This window comes from Chitinophaga sp. (assembly GCF_017745275.1).
Taxonomy (GTDB): Bacteria; Bacteroidota; Bacteroidia; order Chitinophagales; family Chitinophagaceae; genus Chitinophaga.
On the sequence record NZ_JAGHZS010000008.1, the window covers coordinates 135,449 to 152,798 of the forward strand.

General features: G+C 44.8%; 15 protein-coding genes and 1 tRNA gene. 12 read left to right on the top strand and 4 right to left on the bottom strand.

Annotation, left to right across the window (positions count from 1 at the left end):
- Positions 1-8: 8 nt before the first annotated feature.
- The 9 genes from J7623_RS23845 (at position 9) to tatA (ending at position 8,170) form a co-directional block, all read left to right on the top strand.
- A complete protein-coding gene (locus tag J7623_RS23845) occupies positions 9-659 on the top strand; it encodes a hypothetical protein (protein WP_291925121.1) in 651 nt (216 codons plus the stop codon).
- 97 nt (positions 660-756) lie between these two features.
- Complete coding sequence (locus tag J7623_RS23850) at positions 757-2,718, top strand: TonB-dependent receptor (protein WP_291925123.1); 1,962 nt, start codon at positions 757-759, stop codon at positions 2,716-2,718.
- A 17-nt stretch (positions 2,719-2,735) separates the two neighbouring features.
- Positions 2,736-3,329 (top strand): DUF6580 family putative transport protein, encoded by a 594-nt coding sequence (locus J7623_RS23855; RefSeq protein ID WP_291925125.1) that lies wholly within the window; start codon positions 2,736-2,738, stop codon positions 3,327-3,329.
- 173 nt (positions 3,330-3,502) lie between these two features.
- Complete coding sequence (locus J7623_RS23860) at positions 3,503-4,837, top strand: DUF5074 domain-containing protein (protein ID WP_291925127.1); 1,335 nt, start codon at positions 3,503-3,505, stop codon at positions 4,835-4,837.
- 98 nt (positions 4,838-4,935) lie between these two features.
- A complete protein-coding gene (gene cobU, locus J7623_RS23865; protein ID WP_291925129.1) occupies positions 4,936-5,451 on the top strand; it encodes a bifunctional adenosylcobinamide kinase/adenosylcobinamide-phosphate guanylyltransferase in 516 nt (171 codons plus the stop codon).
- 10 nt (positions 5,452-5,461) lie between these two features.
- A complete protein-coding gene (gene cobT, locus J7623_RS23870; RefSeq protein ID WP_291925131.1) occupies positions 5,462-6,508 on the top strand; it encodes a nicotinate-nucleotide--dimethylbenzimidazole phosphoribosyltransferase in 1,047 nt (348 codons plus the stop codon).
- Positions 6,505-7,281, top strand: coding sequence for an adenosylcobinamide-GDP ribazoletransferase (locus J7623_RS23875; RefSeq protein ID WP_291925132.1), 777 nt, complete (start codon positions 6,505-6,507; stop codon positions 7,279-7,281). Before cobT ends, J7623_RS23875 begins: the two co-directional genes overlap by 4 nt.
- Positions 7,248-7,823 carry an alpha-ribazole phosphatase gene (gene cobC, locus J7623_RS23880; RefSeq protein WP_291925134.1) on the top strand — a complete coding sequence of 192 codons (576 nt, stop codon included), beginning with the start codon at positions 7,248-7,250 and terminating at the stop codon, positions 7,821-7,823. The genes J7623_RS23875 and cobC overlap by 34 nt, the downstream gene beginning before the upstream one ends.
- Positions 7,824-7,951: 128 nt before the next feature.
- Positions 7,952-8,170, top strand: a complete 219-nt coding sequence (gene tatA, locus J7623_RS23885; RefSeq protein ID WP_291925136.1) for a twin-arginine translocase TatA/TatE family subunit — start codon at positions 7,952-7,954, stop codon at positions 8,168-8,170.
- Positions 8,171-8,253: 83 nt separating this feature from the next.
- On the opposite strand, the gene J7623_RS23890 is transcribed toward tatA, so the two are convergent.
- The 4 genes from J7623_RS23890 to J7623_RS23905 form a co-directional block, all read right to left on the bottom strand.
- On the bottom strand, positions 8,254-9,570 hold the full coding sequence (locus J7623_RS23890; protein ID WP_291925138.1) for a DUF5690 family protein: 1,317 nt from the start codon (positions 9,568-9,570) through the stop codon (positions 8,254-8,256).
- Positions 9,571-9,752: 182 nt separating this feature from the next.
- Positions 9,753-11,339, bottom strand: coding sequence for a SusD/RagB family nutrient-binding outer membrane lipoprotein (locus tag J7623_RS23895; protein ID WP_291925139.1), 1,587 nt, complete (start codon positions 11,337-11,339; stop codon positions 9,753-9,755).
- A 28-nt stretch (positions 11,340-11,367) separates the two neighbouring features.
- Complete coding sequence (locus J7623_RS23900) at positions 11,368-14,580, bottom strand: SusC/RagA family TonB-linked outer membrane protein (protein ID WP_291925140.1); 3,213 nt, start codon at positions 14,578-14,580, stop codon at positions 11,368-11,370.
- Positions 14,581-14,684: 104 nt separating this feature from the next.
- Positions 14,685-15,269, bottom strand: coding sequence for an XRE family transcriptional regulator (locus J7623_RS23905; RefSeq protein WP_291925141.1), 585 nt, complete (start codon positions 15,267-15,269; stop codon positions 14,685-14,687).
- An 88-nt stretch (positions 15,270-15,357) separates the two neighbouring features.
- Here J7623_RS23905 and J7623_RS23910 point away from each other — a divergent pair, with 88 nt between their 5' ends.
- The 3 genes from J7623_RS23910 to J7623_RS23920 all read left to right on the top strand — a co-directional run bounded on the left by J7623_RS23910 (position 15,358) and on the right by J7623_RS23920 (position 17,278).
- Positions 15,358-15,924, top strand: a complete 567-nt coding sequence (locus J7623_RS23910; RefSeq protein WP_291925143.1) for a MarC family protein — start codon at positions 15,358-15,360, stop codon at positions 15,922-15,924.
- A gap of 47 nt (positions 15,925-15,971) precedes the next feature.
- Positions 15,972-16,043: transfer RNA gene (locus J7623_RS23915), tRNA-Arg, on the top strand.
- A gap of 98 nt (positions 16,044-16,141) precedes the next feature.
- On the top strand, positions 16,142-17,278 hold the full coding sequence (locus J7623_RS23920) for a hypothetical protein (RefSeq protein ID WP_291925146.1): 1,137 nt from the start codon (positions 16,142-16,144) through the stop codon (positions 17,276-17,278).
- Positions 17,279-17,350 lie beyond the last annotated feature (72 nt).

Below are 17,350 nucleotides of genomic sequence, written 5' to 3' on the forward strand. Positions count from 1 at the left end.
GTTTTTTCATGAAAGCATTTAATTTTTTTATTCTATATCGCCTCCCAATAGGTATCGTATTATTAGCAGGCGGTATTGCACTCGGCTTTACTGTAGGCTGGTGGGAAGCGACTATTGTGCTGGTACTGGCACTGGTATGTTTGGTTACACACGTGATGTTTGGTCCCATGAGAATGGTACAGGAAGCCGTGGAAGCAGGTGATATTGAAAGGGCCAGCGCGCTGATGAACCAGGTAAAATTCCCTAAGCTGTTATACAAACCTATCCGCTCTGTATATTATTTTATGCAAAGCAACATGGCGATGTATTCCAACGACCTTGATAAAGCAGAATCGACTATCCGTCAGAGTATCAACTCCGGTAGCCCGATGAAGGAATATGAAGGTATGCAGTACTTTCAGCTGGGCACCATTGCCTATCAGAAAAACGACTTAAAAACGGCTGACCAGAACCTGAAAATCGCTATGCGTAAAGGGTTGCCTGACAAGGAAAACACGGCTGCTGCCCTGTTGACCCTGGCATCTATTGCCATGAGCCGTCGCGACTTCAAATCTGCCAAGGAATACTTCCGCAGAGCCAAGGCACAAAAGCCTACCACCGCACAGATTGTGAACCAGATTAAAGAAATGGACAAATATATTTCCAGAATGCCGGGATAAGTTTCGGCTCTTAGCTTTTTAGAAATGCAGCGTGGATGAAGTAGCAAACTTTTATCTTCGCTGCATTTTTAGTTTTTACAGATACCAAAATTTCGAGATGCAATTAAAATTTTACACCACTGCACTACTGGCCTTGCCTTGCTTCACCGTTGTAGCACAGGATTCCAGCCGGATAAGCCAGTTAAATGAGATTACCGTCACCGCCAATAAAGGCCCCCTGAAGGCCAGCGAAACCGGTAAAGTAGTGACGATCCTCACCCGTGAATACCTGCAACAAAACAGTGGCAAGAGCATTGCCGGCATCCTGAATCAACAAACCGGCCTGGTGCTGATTGGAGCGGAAAACAACCGGGGCACTACTCCTTCTATCATTATGCGGGGCGCCGCCAGCGGCAACGCCCTTGTACTGGTAGACGGTCTGCCGGTAACAGATGCCTCCCAATCCAATAATAGCTTCGACCTTAATTTCATTACCCCCGACCAGGTAGAAAGAATTGAAATACTTCGTGGTAGCCAGTCTACCTTATATGGCTCCAACGCCGTAGCCGGTGTTATCAATATCATTACCCGTAAAAGCGGCAATAAAAAATTCGGCGTAGGGCTCAATGGCAGCTATGGCAGCTACCGCGACTTCCAGGGTGGTGCAAATATTCATGGCAATGTGCAGCGCTTCTCTTACCTGTTAAGCTATCAACACGAAAAGGCCAATGGTTTTTCTGATGCCTATGACCCGACTGGCAAAGCGAATTTTGACAAAGATGGCTTCCGTCAGGATGCGGTTTTCGCCAAACTGGGTCTCAGCGCGGGCAAACACTGGAATTTCCAGTACCTGCTGAACTGGAACAACTATCGCCACGACCTTGACGAAGGCGCTTTCCAGGACGATAAAGACTATACCGGTAAATCAAAATACCTGCTCAATGGCTTCGGAAGCGAATACCGCTTTAAGAATGGCTCCTGGCATGTGTTGTACAGCTACCAACGTACCAACCGGACCATCGTTAATGATTCCGCCTTCCAGGTACCCGGTGCCTATGCGAAGTTTGACAGTACGCTGTTTACCGCCAATACCCACCAGGTAGAAACCTATGTAAACTGGGATGTGACCCACCAGATCAGGCTGATTGGTGGTGCGGCTTACAGTCGTTCCAATATGCAGCAGAAAGACTACCTGCAGTCGTTCTACAGCCCTGCACCGGAAACGACTATACTGTCGCCCGACAGCTCACATACCAGCCAAACCAGCCTGTACGCCTCTCTCTTGCTGCATAACATGGACGGCTTTAACCTGGAAGTGGGTGGACGTTTTAACTACCATAACCTGTATGGGAACAACCAAACCATTTCCCTTAATCCGTCTTACCTGATCAATGAACATCATAAAGTATTTGTTAATATATCTTCTGCCTACAGTGTTCCTTCCCTGTACCAGTTATATACAAATGGATATGGCAATACCGGCCTGAAGCCCGAAACTACTACCAGCTACGAAGCCGGCTACCAGGCCAATGTGGCACATAACCAGGTAGATTTCCGGGTAACCGGTTTCTGGAGAGATACCCGTGATCTGATTATCTTCTATACTGATATGACTACGTATGCGAGCCAGTTTCGTAATGCCAATAAGCAAAAGGCCTATGGCGTGGAAGTAGAAGGTAGTTGGCAGATTACAAAGGGACTGGTATTAACCGCCAATTATACTTATGCAGATGGCCGTGTTACCATCTTACAGGATAAAAAAGATACTTCTTACTACAACCTCTATAGAATCCCTAAACATGCTGTGAATGCCACTTTAGGCTACCAGGCTACACCTGCCCTTTATGTATCGGCCAGTGGTAAATATACCGGTCAGCGGTATGAGTACGACTTTTTAAGCAAGAAGAATGTTCCTATGGGGGATTATTATACACTGGATTTATATGGTGAGTATAAATTTGGTAACTTGCTTAAAATTTTTGCCGGATTTAGGAATATTACAGATTATAAGTATTTTGATATATCGGGCTTTAATTCACGGAGGTTTAACTTTACCACCGGCGTTTTTGTTAATTTGTAAACATTAAAACCAACATAATGTCTTTAAAAAATCTTAATCCGCGGTTTGGTGTATTGCTGCTTTTCATCTTAGCAGCAGGTATAATACGCGTTGTATTGGGAGCTGATTCAAACATGTCGCCTATAGCCATGTTTACGCCTGTTGGCGCTATGGCCTTATTTGGCGGGGCTTCCTTCTCTGAAAAATGGAAATCATACGCTTTCCCTTTACTGGCCTTGTTTCTCAGTGACATTATCTTAATGCAGTTCTTCCATAAAGAATACGCTTCAGGCCTGTTGTATAAAGGTTGGATCTGGAACTACGCCAGCTTTGCGCTGATCGTATTACTGGGACAGCTATTGATCAAAAAAGCTACGGTTGCTAACATCGTAATAGGAGCTATAGGTGCTGCGCTGATTCACTTCCTGGTATCTGACTTTGGCGTATGGATCAGCGGTTCTACCGATTTCCTGACCGGAAAGCCTTTCACCAAAGACCTGGCCGGCCTTACCAGCTGCTATGCACAAGCCATTCCTTACATGCGGTATACACTGATAGGTAACCTGATTTACTGCACTATTTTCTTTGGCAGCTTTGAATTAGTAAAACGCAGACTGCGTTTTGCACAATAATATCCTGCATTTGTTTTTTAGAGATTTGGGTATTGGGCAGATGAGTACATTTGTCTGACCTCAAATCTCTAAATTATTATAGGGGGTATCCCTCTTCTGCATCAGCATTCTGTACGGGTTCACTAACGGTAAAAACCATACGAAAACAAGACATACGTAAACAAATAACTAACATGCGCAGTATTTCACGCAAATTTCAACTTTCCTTTCTTGTAGCAGCCATTTCTATCGCAGGGTTGGCCTCCTGTTCCAAGGACAACCAGGCAGAAGTAATTGTTCCGCAGATTGTAGCTCCGGGTTTAAAAGATGGCAAAGACACTATCTATATCGGCGACAGCAGAGTATTAAGCCCTCAACTGGCAAATATTAAGAACCCTACCTTTCAATGGCTGGTAAATGGTGTGCTGGCCGGTACAGATTCTACCTTTACTTTTAAGCCAACAGAAAGAGGTGACTATACCATCTCCTATAAAATTATTTCCGGTAATGCCCTGGCTAACTACTACTACCAGGTGAAAGTGCTAGGTAAATTTGAAAATGGATTTTTCCTGGTAAATGAAGGCTGGTTTGGTCATGAACCAGGTGATGTGAATTTCTACCGCAATGGAGAAGATTCTGTTTACCAATACGTATTTCAACGCAACAACCCAGGCAAAACATTAGGTACCACTACCGACTTTGGTGCTATCTTCAACAATAAATTTTATTTCGTATCCAAACAGGGAGCTGGCCTCGTAGTAGCGGATGCCGGTACCATGAAAGAAACCGGTCGCATTGATCAGTTGCCGGCAAGTGGAAACTCCTTTGTAGGCGTAAATCCCAATACCGGCTTGATAGGTACTGTTGATGGTGTTTACCCGGTGAACCTGCAAACACTGACGGTAGGTCCTAAAATTGCCGGTGTGAGTGGCCAGATTGGTAATATGATAAAGGCAGATGCCTATGTGTTTGTGATGTCACAAACAGACGGCGTAGTAGCCTTAAACAGCAGTGATTTCAGCGTGGCGAAGAAACTGGTAGCAGCAGATGCAGGCTTTGCAATGACGCCGGATGGCACCATCTGGGCTGGTCAGGCCAAATACCTGTTCGCGATCCATCCGCAAACCCTGAAAGCAGATACCATTGCAAGTCCGTTCGACATTTATGGTTCCTGGGGAGCCTGGAATGCAGGTATGATCACTGCTTCAACTTTAGAAAATGCCGTATTCATTGGTAAAGCAGATAATGAATGGGGCAACAGCGGCAGAGAAGTATACAAATATACCGCAGGTAATCCTGCTTCCCTGCAAACACCATTTATTACGATCCCTACCGGCCGCGGTTTCTATGGTGCCGGTGTAAGATATAATCCTGGTAATAATACCCTGGTGATCACAGATATGAAATCCGGCTATGGCCAGAATTCAAAAGACAACGCGCTTTACATCTACGATGCCAGCAGCGGTGGATTAAAGAAAAGTGTATCCTACACTGGTTTCTTCTTCCCATCCATACCAGTATTTAACTAAGCAGCTTTTAGCAGTTAGCCGTTAGCTATTAGCAAATGCGAGAAGATCGGCTTTTGCTAATAGCTAACGGCTAATTGTTAATAGCTAAATCTGTCAATATGCTTCATTTGATTACGGGAGGCGCAAGGTCGGGGAAAAGCAGGTATGCGCAGGAAATGGCGCTATCACAAAGTACACATCCCGTATATGTGGCAACCGCCAAAGTATGGGACGATGATTTTGCACAACGGATACAGCGGCACAAAACAGAACGGGGCGCCATGTGGACCAACTATGAAGAAGAGTTGTATGTAAGCCGTTTACCACTGGCCGGTCATACGGTAGTCATTGATTGTGTAACACTGTGGCTAACCAACTTCTTCGAGCAACAGGCATATGATATGGATCTTACCCTGGAAGCCATTAAAACGGAAATCAAGGCACTACAAGCAATGGCAGGTACATTTATTATAGTGACGAACGAAATAGGAATGGGTGTACACGCTGAAACAGCCATTGGCCGCCGTTTTACGGACTTACAAGGCTGGGTAAATCAATACATTGCACGTGTAGCCGACACCGTAGTACTGATGGTATCTGGCATACCGGTTATCATAAAAAAGGAAGCGCAATAAATTCACCCGCATGATAAACAACCTCCGCATAACACCTGTATCCACTGCATTAAAAGCAGCATTACAGGATAAAATAGATCAGAAAACCAAGCCTCCCGGCTCACTGGGGAAGCTGGAGGCTATTGCCTTACAGGCAGGCCTGGTACAAAATACACTGACTCCGGTTATCAGTCATCCTTCCATTATTGTATTTGCAGGGGATCATGGCATCGCCGCAGATGGGCAGGTGAATCCATTCCCCCAGGCAGTCACCGCGCAGATGGTATATAACTTTCTACAGGGCGGTGCCGCCATCAACGTATTTTGCCGGCAGCATCAGCTATCACTTACCGTAGTAGATGCCGGTGTGAATCATGAATTTCCTCCCCATCCGTTGTTGAAAGACCGGAAGATGGGAATGGGTACACAGAATTTCCTGCATATGCCGGCCATGTCGCTCGATCAATGCAGACTGGCCATGCAGGCAGGTGCAGAAGAAGTGAAGCTATTACATGCCCAGGGCTGTAATACCATTGGCTTTGGAGAAATGGGTATTGGCAATACCTCTGCCGCGGCTTTATTGATGAGCCACTTTACCAAAATACCAGTAGCTTCCTGCACGGGAACCGGCACTGGCAGTAATGTGCAGCAACTGGCACAAAAGCGGGCTATCCTGCAGCAAGTGATGGCGAAACACGCGTCGCCGGCATCAGCGGAGCAGGCATTGGCAACCTTCGGTGGTTTTGAAATTGCCATGATCTGTGGCGCCATCCAACAGGCAGCTGCGCTTCAAATGCTGGTGGTAATAGATGGATTTATTGTGACCGCCGCGCTACTGGCTGCCGTAGCCATGCAGCCTGCCGTAAAAGACTACTGCGTTTTTGCGCATTGCTCCGAGGAACAAGGACATAAAGCGATGCTGCAACACCTCAACGCGGCGCCTTTGTTACAAATGGATATGCGCCTGGGAGAAGGTACCGGCGCAGCACTTGCCATCCCCCTGATACAGAGTGCCGTAGCATTTCTGCAGGAAATGGCCAGCTTTAACAGTGCCCAGGTATCAAATCGTACTATATGAAAAAACAATGGCAGTTATTGCTAACCGCTATACTGTTCTATACTCGTATACACGTTCCCGTTAGCATTCCCTATACACCGGAAATGCTGGGTAAAGCCACCCGCTATCTTCCCCTGATTGGATGGATAACGGGTGGTTTTATGATTGCTATCCTGTACATACTGGGTACCATAGCGCCTCCTATGATCAGCATCCTGTTAGCTATTATCATGGGTATCTGGGTAACCGGTGCTTTTCATGAAGATGGATTTGCCGACATGTGCGACGGCTTCGGCGGTGGCTGGTCCAAAGAAAAAATCCTGGATATTATGAAAGACAGCCGCATTGGCACTTATGGTATGTTAGGACTGTTACTGATTATGGCCATGAAGTTCCTGGCACTGCGGGAACTTCCGCTGTTCATGGTAATGCTGACCATTGCTGTTGCGCAGCCACTGAGCCGTTTTTTAGCGGTTACCGTGATCTATACGCACCGTTACGTACGTGAAAACGACGACGCCAAAGCCAAACCTATTGCGCAGGGGATTAGCTTATCCGACCTGGGGATGGCCGCAGCATTTGGATGCCTCCCGTTTGTAGCCGTTATCCTTTACCTGCATAACTATACCCTGCTACTAACGATCCCCGCTTTATTGCTGGCCCGTTGGTACCTGGTGCGGCTCATGCAGAAATGGATTGGCGGCTATACCGGCGACTGCCTCGGAGCAGTACAACAGGTATCTGAAACAGTTATTTATTTATGCTTTTGTATTCTCACATGGAAATATACCTGATCCGGCATACCACACCGGCGATAGAAAGTGGTGTTTGTTATGGTGCATCTGATGTGGATGTTGCTGCCAGCTTTGAAACAGAAGTAGCACGGATAAAACCCCTGCTTCCGGCCAAAACAATGGATGTATATACCAGCCCGTTGCAACGTTGTGAAAAACTGGCTGCCGCTTTGTTTGGTAGCCAATACACCACCGACGACCGGCTGAAGGAAATGAATTTCGGTTCCTGGGAAATGCTGCCCTGGGATAATATCAGCCGTAATGCGCTCCGCAAATGGGCCGATAACGTCGTTTTTGAGCACATTCCAGGCGGGGAAAGCTATGAGGAGCTATATACCCGCAGCATCACCTTACTGGAGGAAGTAATGGCCAAAGGAAACGATGCCGTACTGGTAACTCATGGCGGCGTGATCCGGTGTATTTTAGCGCATGTGACTGATACCGCGCTGGTGGATGCATTCGATATCCAGGTGGATTATGGCCGGATTTCACATCTACAGGTGGAAAATGAGGAGTTTAAAGTGATATTTTCTAATTTGTAACTAATTGCCATTAAAACAATTATGTTAAAATTTTTAAATATCTGGCTAAAAAACAAAAAAACTGGTAAATCGTGCTAACTTTATGTTTGCATATACCTTATAAAAAGAACACAATTAAATCTGATATAATGACAACATCTTTTCTGAATATCCCGCTGTTATTTTTGCAGGAAATAGGTATCAAAGAATTACTGCTGATTGCATTAGTAGTATTGTTATTGTTTGGTGGTAAGAAGATACCTGAACTGATGCGTGGTTTGGGTAGCGGCATACGTGAATTTAAAGATGCCAAAGATGAGCCATCAAAGAAAGGAAGCAACGCTGCTGATGCTGACGCAAAAAGCTAATTGAATTCCGCTTTATAAAACTTAAAAGGCAAATCACTCCAAATGGATGATTTGCCTTTTTTAATGCCCGTTAACCCCCTCTATCAGGCTGCCAATCGCATGTCTGTTGCCATGTTATTACCGTTCAGGGAAGTCACTCTTTTTTTAAAATACCACGCAGATAGTACCATCATCACAATGCCGGTCAGAGACGCTCCCAAAACAGCATCCATAAAAAACTGGCTCCATGATAAGGACATCCCGCCAAAATTCTTCACCAACATCACCAGTACACTTCCCAGGTAACCGAAAGAATCTGCCACATAAATGATAAAGCCTACGTTGCTTACATATTTGAATACCGCGATCAATCGTTCGAAAAAAATACAGTTAAAAGGGATGTATCCCATGTACAGCCCTAATCCTGTTAAAGTCATCCACCATACCGGATCCAGGCGATGTTGCTTAAATAATACCGTGCTGGTAAAAGCGATACCAAAGCCCATGATCACCATTGCATGGTTGAGCATAAAAGCATGAAAGTTATTCTTTACAAATACCAGCAACCCCATAATCAAAATGATGGCCAGTGACACCGGTATTTCTGTTTGTGTAAAAATACCCGCCTGTGCGCCAAAGCCCAGGTCCTTCCAAATATCTGCCGCGAAATTATCCCGCATATCTCTTAATACCGTGAGCAGCACATAGCTGGCAATCAATAATACCAACCCTGGCAAAAAAGCCTGCAGAAAATCCTTACGCTCCTGCTTATTCATCGGAGCTCTCCTCGTGCGAAGCCGTTCATCTTCTGCCGAAGGCGGCGGTATCTGTTCCAGTAATAACACACAAATCAGCATGGGTACAGCAAATACCAACCCCGTTACAAAAGGCATCCAGTATTCTGTGACGTGCCAGTCTACTACCGTCATTTTTCCTACCGACTTCACAAACCCCGAAGAAAAGATAAAGCTTACAGACAATACAGCTCCCATGAACTCCGTACTACGTCTGCCTTCCAGGTAACTAAATACCAATCCCCATATCATGCCCAGCGGAAACCCATTCAAAAAAAGAAAAGGAATATTGTAAGGCGCCGGTACAATGGCGAAACACAACAACGATACCCAGGCAATAGCAATGAGCAGGATGATGCTTTGCGCCCGTTTATTCCCCTTCATTTCAGCAATAAAGCGGATACCGTAAAACTTGCTGCACGCATACCCGATTGTTTGCGTAATCACCAACCATATTTTATAATCGATTCCCAGGAAAGTAACCCCTTCGAAAATGCCGGCCGTAAAAGGCTTACGAAAAGCATACATGCAGGAATAAGTACCAAAGGCCACCAGGGCGGCATACAAAGAAAAGGTAAAATGATGCGCCCGCTGCAACCGCTGCTGTAACCAGGGAATATTTAGCATATTGTAACAAATGGTTTGGGACAAAGGTGCGGGTCCAATGCAAACGCATTGTTAACAATAACTGAACTAATTGTTAAGTATAACTTAACAGCTATTAACTTTTAGCCATTAGCTTTTAGCAAAAATGCAGCGAAGAAGATCTCCGCTGCATTTTCTAAAATCTAAAAGCTAATGGCTGATGCTTATTTCAGCAACCACATAGCGCCATTAATATCATCTGTAGTACCATTAAACTGGCTTTTCAATGAAGCTGTCCAGTTAATAGCATTGGAAGAACGTTCTGAATCCGGATATTTGAAACGTTTAGGAATAATACCGCTGTTGCCTGTACCAGCACCTACACTGAAAGTAGGTACGCCTGTTCTTCTCCAGTTGATATAAGCTTCCCAACCGGAGTTTTCAAAGAAGGCCAGGTACTTTTGAGTCAGGATCTGCGCAAGGCCCTGGGCATTGTTTCCTTTGTATTTCACGTTCGCCTGCTGGTAATACACCCCTTCAAAATCAAAAGGTATATCATAACGTTTACCACCATACGTTTTTACAAATGTTCCTGCTTTGTCTACCGGTACACCGTAGAAAGTCAGCGAAGCCATAATGCCTTTTTTGTACCAGGCTTCTGCATCACCAGGAATCCAATTACGGTTAATAGCTTCTGCCATGTTAAAGCACAGCTCAGGATAACCCAGCATTACACCCGGTTCTGCAGCATAGTTGCTGTAATAGCGGCTACGGCTGCGAACAGAGTATACCGCCGTATCCACGTTTGACATATTAGAAGACATATCGCTCTGGCTGATACCTGGTTCCGCACCTACATAAGCGGAGATCTGTGCCGGTGTTTTGTGAAATGTATTCAGCTGCTGTGTGGCTGGTTCAGCCGTCACAAACGCGCGTGGGTCATTCAGGCTTACCAATGTATTCAGGTAAGTAGCCGACATGTTGTAACGGGTAGCATCAAAGCCCAGGTTATCCGGGTTAGATGGATACTTGTTGATGTTATTGTAGATGAATTGCAGGTTACCATCCATAGATTCAATCAGCGGATATTTTACCGGATCACTTACAATAGCTTTAAACTGCTGCGCTACGTTTAATTCGTTATCAGAAGTTTTCTGACTCAACGTAATGAGTACACGTAAATGGAAGGTGTTCACTGCACGTTGCCATTTCAACAGGTCATTGCCGTAGTAAAAATCGCCTTTTAGCACCTGCCCTTCCGCAGTAGCACTTTTATCCGGGTTAGCAATCTGCTGTCCCAGCTGGGTATTGGCATCTTCCAGCCACTGCAGGATTTGGATAAAAACTGCTTTCTGATCATCATATTTAGGAGTCAGGCCCAGCTTACCTTTCAGTGCTTCTTTCATTGGCAGGTCCCCCACCAGGTTAGTCATGCGATAAAAGAACCAGGCACGGAAAAACTTACCAAGTGCATTATACGGATTCACGGCTTGTCCACCGAGACGAGTAGCCTCGCCTTCCATCTGCACTACGTTCATCAGGGAATAATAGCTGCCGAAGTCAGCGCCGCCCCAGTCGTAGCGTTGGTCGCCATAATAGTTATAGTTGCAGCAGTCGAACTGGTTCCAACGCATTACATTGCTCCAGGGTTTATCGGAGTTCATATCGGCCAGCACACCGCCTAAAACCAGGCTTGGTGGCACCTTTTCAGGTTTGTTGGTATTGATAGCATACTCCTCATACTTCTTGTTGCAACTGCTGAGTACAGCACCTGCTAAAGCGATGATGGTAAATATTTTAAATGATTTCATACAAAGCATGTTTAATAAGTGAAACGGATCAGAAGGAAATGTTCAGGTTAAAGCCATATCTTTTGGTAGTAGGTGTTTGCAGGGTAGATGATCCCTGGTCTGCGCCCGGATACTGATCCAGGTCCACATCTTTATTCTTCGCGAAATAAAGCAGGTTCCTGCCTACAAAAGAAACATTGGCGCTTCTGATGAAAGTACCTTTCAGCAGGTTGGCCGGCAATGCATAACCAATCGTTACTTCCCTGAGCTTCGCAAAGGTTTTGCTGATCAGGTTCGCTTCGTTGTTTTTATAGTAAACGCTGATATAGTCCTGCAGGAACGACTTGGTGTTATTAGGTGAGAACTGCAGTTTATCGTAGTTGGTGATGTTACCGTTGTTATCATACTGAATAGGCACACCGTTGCTCACCTGTACGCCTTCTCCCTGGTAAGATTTCACGCCTTTATAATCCTGGTAGCGGGCTTCTCCCATTGCTCCCTGCGTAGTGAGGATGTTACGTCCACCGCGGAAAGTTTGTTGTTGAATATAATCGATCATGCTGCCACCTACACGGCCATCGAACTGGAAGCTCAGGCTGATTCCTTTGTAGTTGAAGCTGTTATTCACGCCCCAAACCCAATCAGGGCTGGCATATCCAAGGAATTGTTGTGTAGGCGTTACAATAGGACGACCATCCGGGCCATTAATAATTTTTCCATCGCTTGTTTTGGCGAAAGTAGTACCATAGAATTTATCTACCCTGTCTCCTACTCCTACAAACGCATTCAGCTTGGTTTCATCACCGTAGATGCTTACGTATTTCTCAGTGAATGTAGACCAGTTGGCAGTAATATTCCAGTTAAGGCCATTAGGGTTTCTGAGCGGCGTACCGGTCAGTGTAAACTCATAACCTGTTTTCTTTGTATTTACCCCATTGATACGGTTCTTAGCATAACCAGTAGCACTGGAAATAATCACATCATAAATCTGCGGACCATTCTGGCTGGTAAAGTAAGTACCGTCGATGCCTATACGATTTTTAAGGAAACGAACATCCGCACCTACCTCAAATACTTTGGTGGCGAAAGGTTTCAGATCCGGGTTGGCAATGGTTTGTGAAATATAAGCACCTGCCTGGTTCTGGTATACCGGCGTTACGTTATAAAATGGAGTATTATAAATAGGACCATCATAAGCCGACTGATACTCTGCGCCATATCCCAGCGGATAGGTGGCCAGCGGTGTAGCACCAATTGTTTTGGCAGTAAATCCACCTTTCACGTTAGCATACGAACCTCTGAGCTTCAGGAAGGAGATAGCTGTTGGCAGGTCTACATAATCTGATATTACTGTACTTACCGCTACTGACGGATAAGAATATACGTTGGTGCGGATAGGCAGGTTGGAGGCCTTGTCTATACGATCTGTAAGGGATATTGTAGCATATTTTCCCAGATCAATATCTACATAACCATAAGTACTCAACACCAGCATAGGCGCCGAATAATTGGTAGCGAACAAAGGATCACGGGTATTGGCAAATCCATACCATCCCGGTGCGTTCAAATAGTTAGTAGAAACGTAGCTGGAGTTATACTTATAAGAACGTGCATTTCCACCGATAGACGCGTGTACGCCTATTTTGTGCGGGAATACATTGGTGTAGGACAACAGCACATCCGTGTTGTTTTCAAACATAGAGCGTTTGTCTTCCCGGTAGTCACCTTTACCTTCTTCGCGGCCATAAGGGTGTGCAGAGTAAGGTACTTTTTCATTCCGCATCATATCGTAGCTGGTAATTTGGGTACGTGCCAGCAGCTCCAGTTTATCGTTGATTTTATAGTTCAGCTTAGCGTAGCCGTTGATATCTGTTTTATAGTGGCCACGTAACCATTCATAGGTCATGAACCACGGGTTATGATAACGTTGGTATTCTGCATAAATAGACTGAATGCCTTCTTTACCAGGCTGCCAGTAATTGCGCATATCGTCCATACTCCAGTCGGCGCCAGCCCAGATCAGGGTGTTATAAATCAAACTGTTGGGGCCATAGGTTACATCCGGGAAGTTATTGGAATACTGGCGGTTGTAATTCATATAGGCATCCAGGCGCAGGCGGGAAGAGAAATTGTATCCTGCAGAGATATTGAAGTTGGTAATATTCAGGGAAGTATTTGGCACAATACCTTTCTGATAGGAATGCGACAGGGAGAAGCGCAGATCGGCTTTATCTGTATGTGATGCTACTGCGATGTTATTGGTACTCAGCATACCGGTTTGCAGAAAACGCTGCAGGTTGTTTTTACCACGGGCAATCCAGGGAGTGCCGCTACGTTTACCTGTTGCAGGATCAACGGGGCTATCGTATTGAGGAATCAGCTGGCCTTCAAATTTAGGGCCCCATACGTCATAGTCGCCATCATTTGTACCACCACCTTTACCATCTACGAAAGCATATTTACCGTGGTCGCCAGGGCCGTATTCATCCTGTACTTTAGGGATGGCATTGAATCCTTTTTCGAACATGGTGCTGGAGTTAAAATCAATTGCCAGGCCGCGTTTATCTTTTGTTCCTTTTTTGGTGGTGATCATGATAGCACCATTCAGGCCACGGGAACCATACAGGGCAGAAGCGGTTACACCTTTCAGTACGGTGTAGCTTTCAATATCATCGGGGGCAATATTCCAGGTATCAGAGTTGATGGGCACGCCATCTACCACATAAAGACCTATATTATTACCGCGCAGTAATACCAGTGGAGCAGCCAGCAGTTCAGCGGAGGCGCCTACGGTGAGACCAGCCACTTTACCTACCAGGCCGTTGATCGGGTTAGGTTCACGAGCTTTCACCAGGTCGGCTCCTTTTACTTCCTGTACGGAGTAGCCTACACGTTTTACTTCTTTACGTATACCCAGTGCCGTTACTACTACCTCATCCAGTGCTTTTTTATCTGGCTGTAAGGTGATGGTGACATCTGTAGCACCTTTCAGGGGATATAACTGTGGCAAAAAGCCGATGAAACTGATTTGAAGTACGTCTGTGTTGGCTGCGGAGATAGCAAAGTTTCCGGCGGCATCTGTTATAGCACCGCGGGAAGCGCCTTTCACCTTGATGGTGGCTCCGATAACAGGCTGGTGGTCGTCACCTGAGATGACTTTTCCCGTAATGGCCTGTTGTGCAAAAAGAGAGGTGGTGGCAAATAGCAGCAAAAAGAAGGCGCATAGCTGCCTTTTGAGCGCCCGACGTAGATTTGATTGCATGTAAATGTAGGTTTGGGTATTGTTTATTTACATGCAAAGTTTGGGGTCCAATGTGATCGGAATGTTAACCTATACTAAATTTATTGTTAAGTATTTGTAAATGCTTATTTTTCGTTCTCCAGGAAGAAATATACGACGAGGATGAGGGCATTTTCTGCGCCGATGTTACTGGGTTTATGACCTAAGCGGCCGTCGAAGAACAAGGAGTCGCCTTCTTCGAGTACATATTTTTCGTTATCTATCAGGTATTCTACTGTGCCTTTGATAATATATTTATATTCATAGGCATCAGTTTTCACGGTTTGGGTGCGGCTGGCGCCCTTCTTAAGTTCCAGCAGTACAATATCTACCGGGAAATTTTTTACATTTTTAGTGAGTACCCTTTTATATAGAAATCCTTTAGCCGGCTCTTTCTCAAACTCCTGGTAGTTGGCTTTTTGTTTAATAATCACCTTAGCGCTCTGCGTTTGCTGATCAATTTCATTGAAAAACTCATTCATATCCAGCTGCAGGGCCTTGATAATATTGATCAATACCAGCAAAGAAGGAACCGTTCTGTTGTTTTCAATCTGGGATATCAGCCCTTTGCTCACCTGTGCCCGGTCTGCCAATTCCTGGATAGTAATGCCTTTCCCCTTTCTCTTCTCCTTGATCTTATTACTGATCTGAATGATAATATCCTCGGTCATATATAAGTAGTATTGAAACAAATATAAGCAGAAAGCTACTAGTATAAAACGTTCTGCATTCTACCTATATTTACGCAAATTAGCATTCATGTTCAGTATCGACCAAATTCTGGCTATTACCTTTACGTTATTTGCGGTCATTGATATTGTAGGTTCTATCCCGATACTTGTTTCCCTGAAAGAAAAACTGGGACATATAGACGCCGGCAAAGCCACGCTGGCATCCGGTTTTCTGATGATCCTGTTCCTGTTTGTGGGGGAGCCCTTCCTTAAATTATTGAGTGTAGACGTGCATTCCTTTGCGGTAGCGGGTTCCATTGTAATTTTTGTTATTGGGCTGGAAATGATACTAGGACTGGAATTCTTCAAAACTGACCAGGATGCCAAAGCCGGCAGTGTGGTTCCTATTGCCTTTCCACTGGTAGCCGGCTCCGGTACGCTGACTACTATTATGTCGTTAAAAGCGAACTTTGATCAGTATAATATATTGGCAGGCATCTGCCTGAACCTGGTCATTGTATATATCGTATTGCGTTCGTTAAATTACATAGAACGTATGCTGGGCAAGGCCGGGTTGATGGTTTTGCGTAAATTTTTCGGGGTTATCCTGCTGGCAATAGCAGTTAAAATATTTAAGAGTAATATTAATCTTTAACCTGATTTGGGATTATACTTTAGAAAATGTAGTTTTGCGTTCTTTCCGGCCTCGTAGTACAATGGATAGTATAAGAGTTTCCGAAGCTCCAGATTCAAGTTCGATTCTTGACGAGGCTACTAACTAAAACCTTCAATGCGCATATTATATGTGATTGAAGGTTTTTTTAACCCATATTGTAACCTATATTTATTTAACGTCCCTAAAAACCTTTTCGATGAAATGGACATTCGTATGTGTGTTTACCCTACTTTGTTTAACCCAACAAGGCAAAGCACAATCCTACATTAACAATCAGACTACCTTGCAGCCAAATGCAAATTTTAACATCGCCGGAGTTGCGCAATCCGCCGCATTGAAAACTACGGCAGGCACCAGCGCTAACGGAAGTCATCACTTTTATCTGTATAATGGTGACGGAAATCTGCAGGCTAACCTAAGATGGACACAGTCTTTTATCAGCGAGGAAGGAGCAAACAATGCTGGTTCCGACTTTAGATTATTTAGGTACTCTAATACCGGTACCTTCCTTGGATTTGGGCTTGCCATTGAAAGAGCCACCGGTAATGTAACTGTTAACAGCCTGTCCACTACGTCTATTAACAGCAATAACTCCCAGGGAATACTAAACATTTATGGAGGTGCCACGGCTGTAGACAGCTATCGTGGGGCAGAAATAGCGATGAGAGGAGGTACTTACAATCAAACTCCCGGAGAAATGTCATTTCATACAGGAATAGGAGGAAGTGGGGCCGTTCAACCGGAAAGAATGCGCATTAATGCAGCAGGAAATGTTGGTATCGGGGCTTCTGTATATTATGGTAAACTTAGTATCTATGATCCGATTGTTGGAAATGCATCGATGACATTTCAATCCGGTGGAGATAGCCGATTCTGGATTAATGAAGGAAATAATGTACTCAAAATAGGCGGCACAGGGGGGAGTACTCCTCCAGCCGCTGGTATTCTCAACATCACCAATGCAGGGAACGTAGGTATTGGAACAACAGCTCCGCAATCCGAATTTTCTGTAAAAGGTACTATTACAGCTCAAAGGGTTAAAGTAACACAAACCGGCTGGGCTGACTACATATTCCATAAAGACTATCAGCTACCTACTTTAGCCGAAGTTGAAAAATATGTGAATACTCACCAGCATCTGGAGGGTATCCCTTCTGCAGCAGAAGTTGAAAAAGATGGTGTTGATGTAGGAGAAATGAATAAAAAACTGCTGGCAAAAATAGAAGAGTTAACACTGTACCTGATTGAGCAAAATAAGGAAATAACAGAACAACAAAAGAAAATAGCGGCATTGGAAGAGTGGAAAATGCAGCAGGAGAAAAAAGGAAAATAATTAAACAAATAGTAATCGCCGCAATAAAACGACAAAAAATGGCAATTAGCTAACCCCCGCCATGCACATAAA

Bases quoted from the DNA above. Each gene is read 5' to 3' on its own strand.
- J7623_RS23845 (WP_291925121.1), top strand. From the start codon at position 9: ATGAAAGCATTTAATTTTTTTATTCTATATCGCCTCCCAATAGGTATC.
- J7623_RS23850 (WP_291925123.1), top strand. From the start codon at position 757: ATGCAATTAAAATTTTACACCACTGCACTACTGGCCTTGCCTTGCTTC.
- J7623_RS23855 (WP_291925125.1), top strand. From the start codon at position 2,736: ATGTCTTTAAAAAATCTTAATCCGCGGTTTGGTGTATTGCTGCTTTTC.
- J7623_RS23860 (WP_291925127.1), top strand. From the start codon at position 3,503: ATGCGCAGTATTTCACGCAAATTTCAACTTTCCTTTCTTGTAGCAGCC.
- cobU (WP_291925129.1), top strand. From the start codon at position 4,936: ATGCTTCATTTGATTACGGGAGGCGCAAGGTCGGGGAAAAGCAGGTAT.
- cobT (WP_291925131.1), top strand. From the start codon at position 5,462: ATGATAAACAACCTCCGCATAACACCTGTATCCACTGCATTAAAAGCA.
- J7623_RS23875 (WP_291925132.1), top strand. From the start codon at position 6,505: ATGAAAAAACAATGGCAGTTATTGCTAACCGCTATACTGTTCTATACT.
- cobC (WP_291925134.1), top strand. From the start codon at position 7,248: ATGCTTTTGTATTCTCACATGGAAATATACCTGATCCGGCATACCACA.
- tatA (WP_291925136.1), top strand. From the start codon at position 7,952: ATGACAACATCTTTTCTGAATATCCCGCTGTTATTTTTGCAGGAAATA.
- J7623_RS23890 (WP_291925138.1), bottom strand. From the start codon at position 9,570: ATGCTAAATATTCCCTGGTTACAGCAGCGGTTGCAGCGGGCGCATCAT.
- J7623_RS23895 (WP_291925139.1), bottom strand. From the start codon at position 11,339: ATGAAATCATTTAAAATATTTACCATCATCGCTTTAGCAGGTGCTGTA.
- J7623_RS23900 (WP_291925140.1), bottom strand. From the start codon at position 14,580: ATGCAATCAAATCTACGTCGGGCGCTCAAAAGGCAGCTATGCGCCTTC.
- J7623_RS23905 (WP_291925141.1), bottom strand. From the start codon at position 15,269: ATGACCGAGGATATTATCATTCAGATCAGTAATAAGATCAAGGAGAAG.
- J7623_RS23910 (WP_291925143.1), top strand. From the start codon at position 15,358: ATGTTCAGTATCGACCAAATTCTGGCTATTACCTTTACGTTATTTGCG.
- J7623_RS23920 (WP_291925146.1), top strand. From the start codon at position 16,142: ATGAAATGGACATTCGTATGTGTGTTTACCCTACTTTGTTTAACCCAA.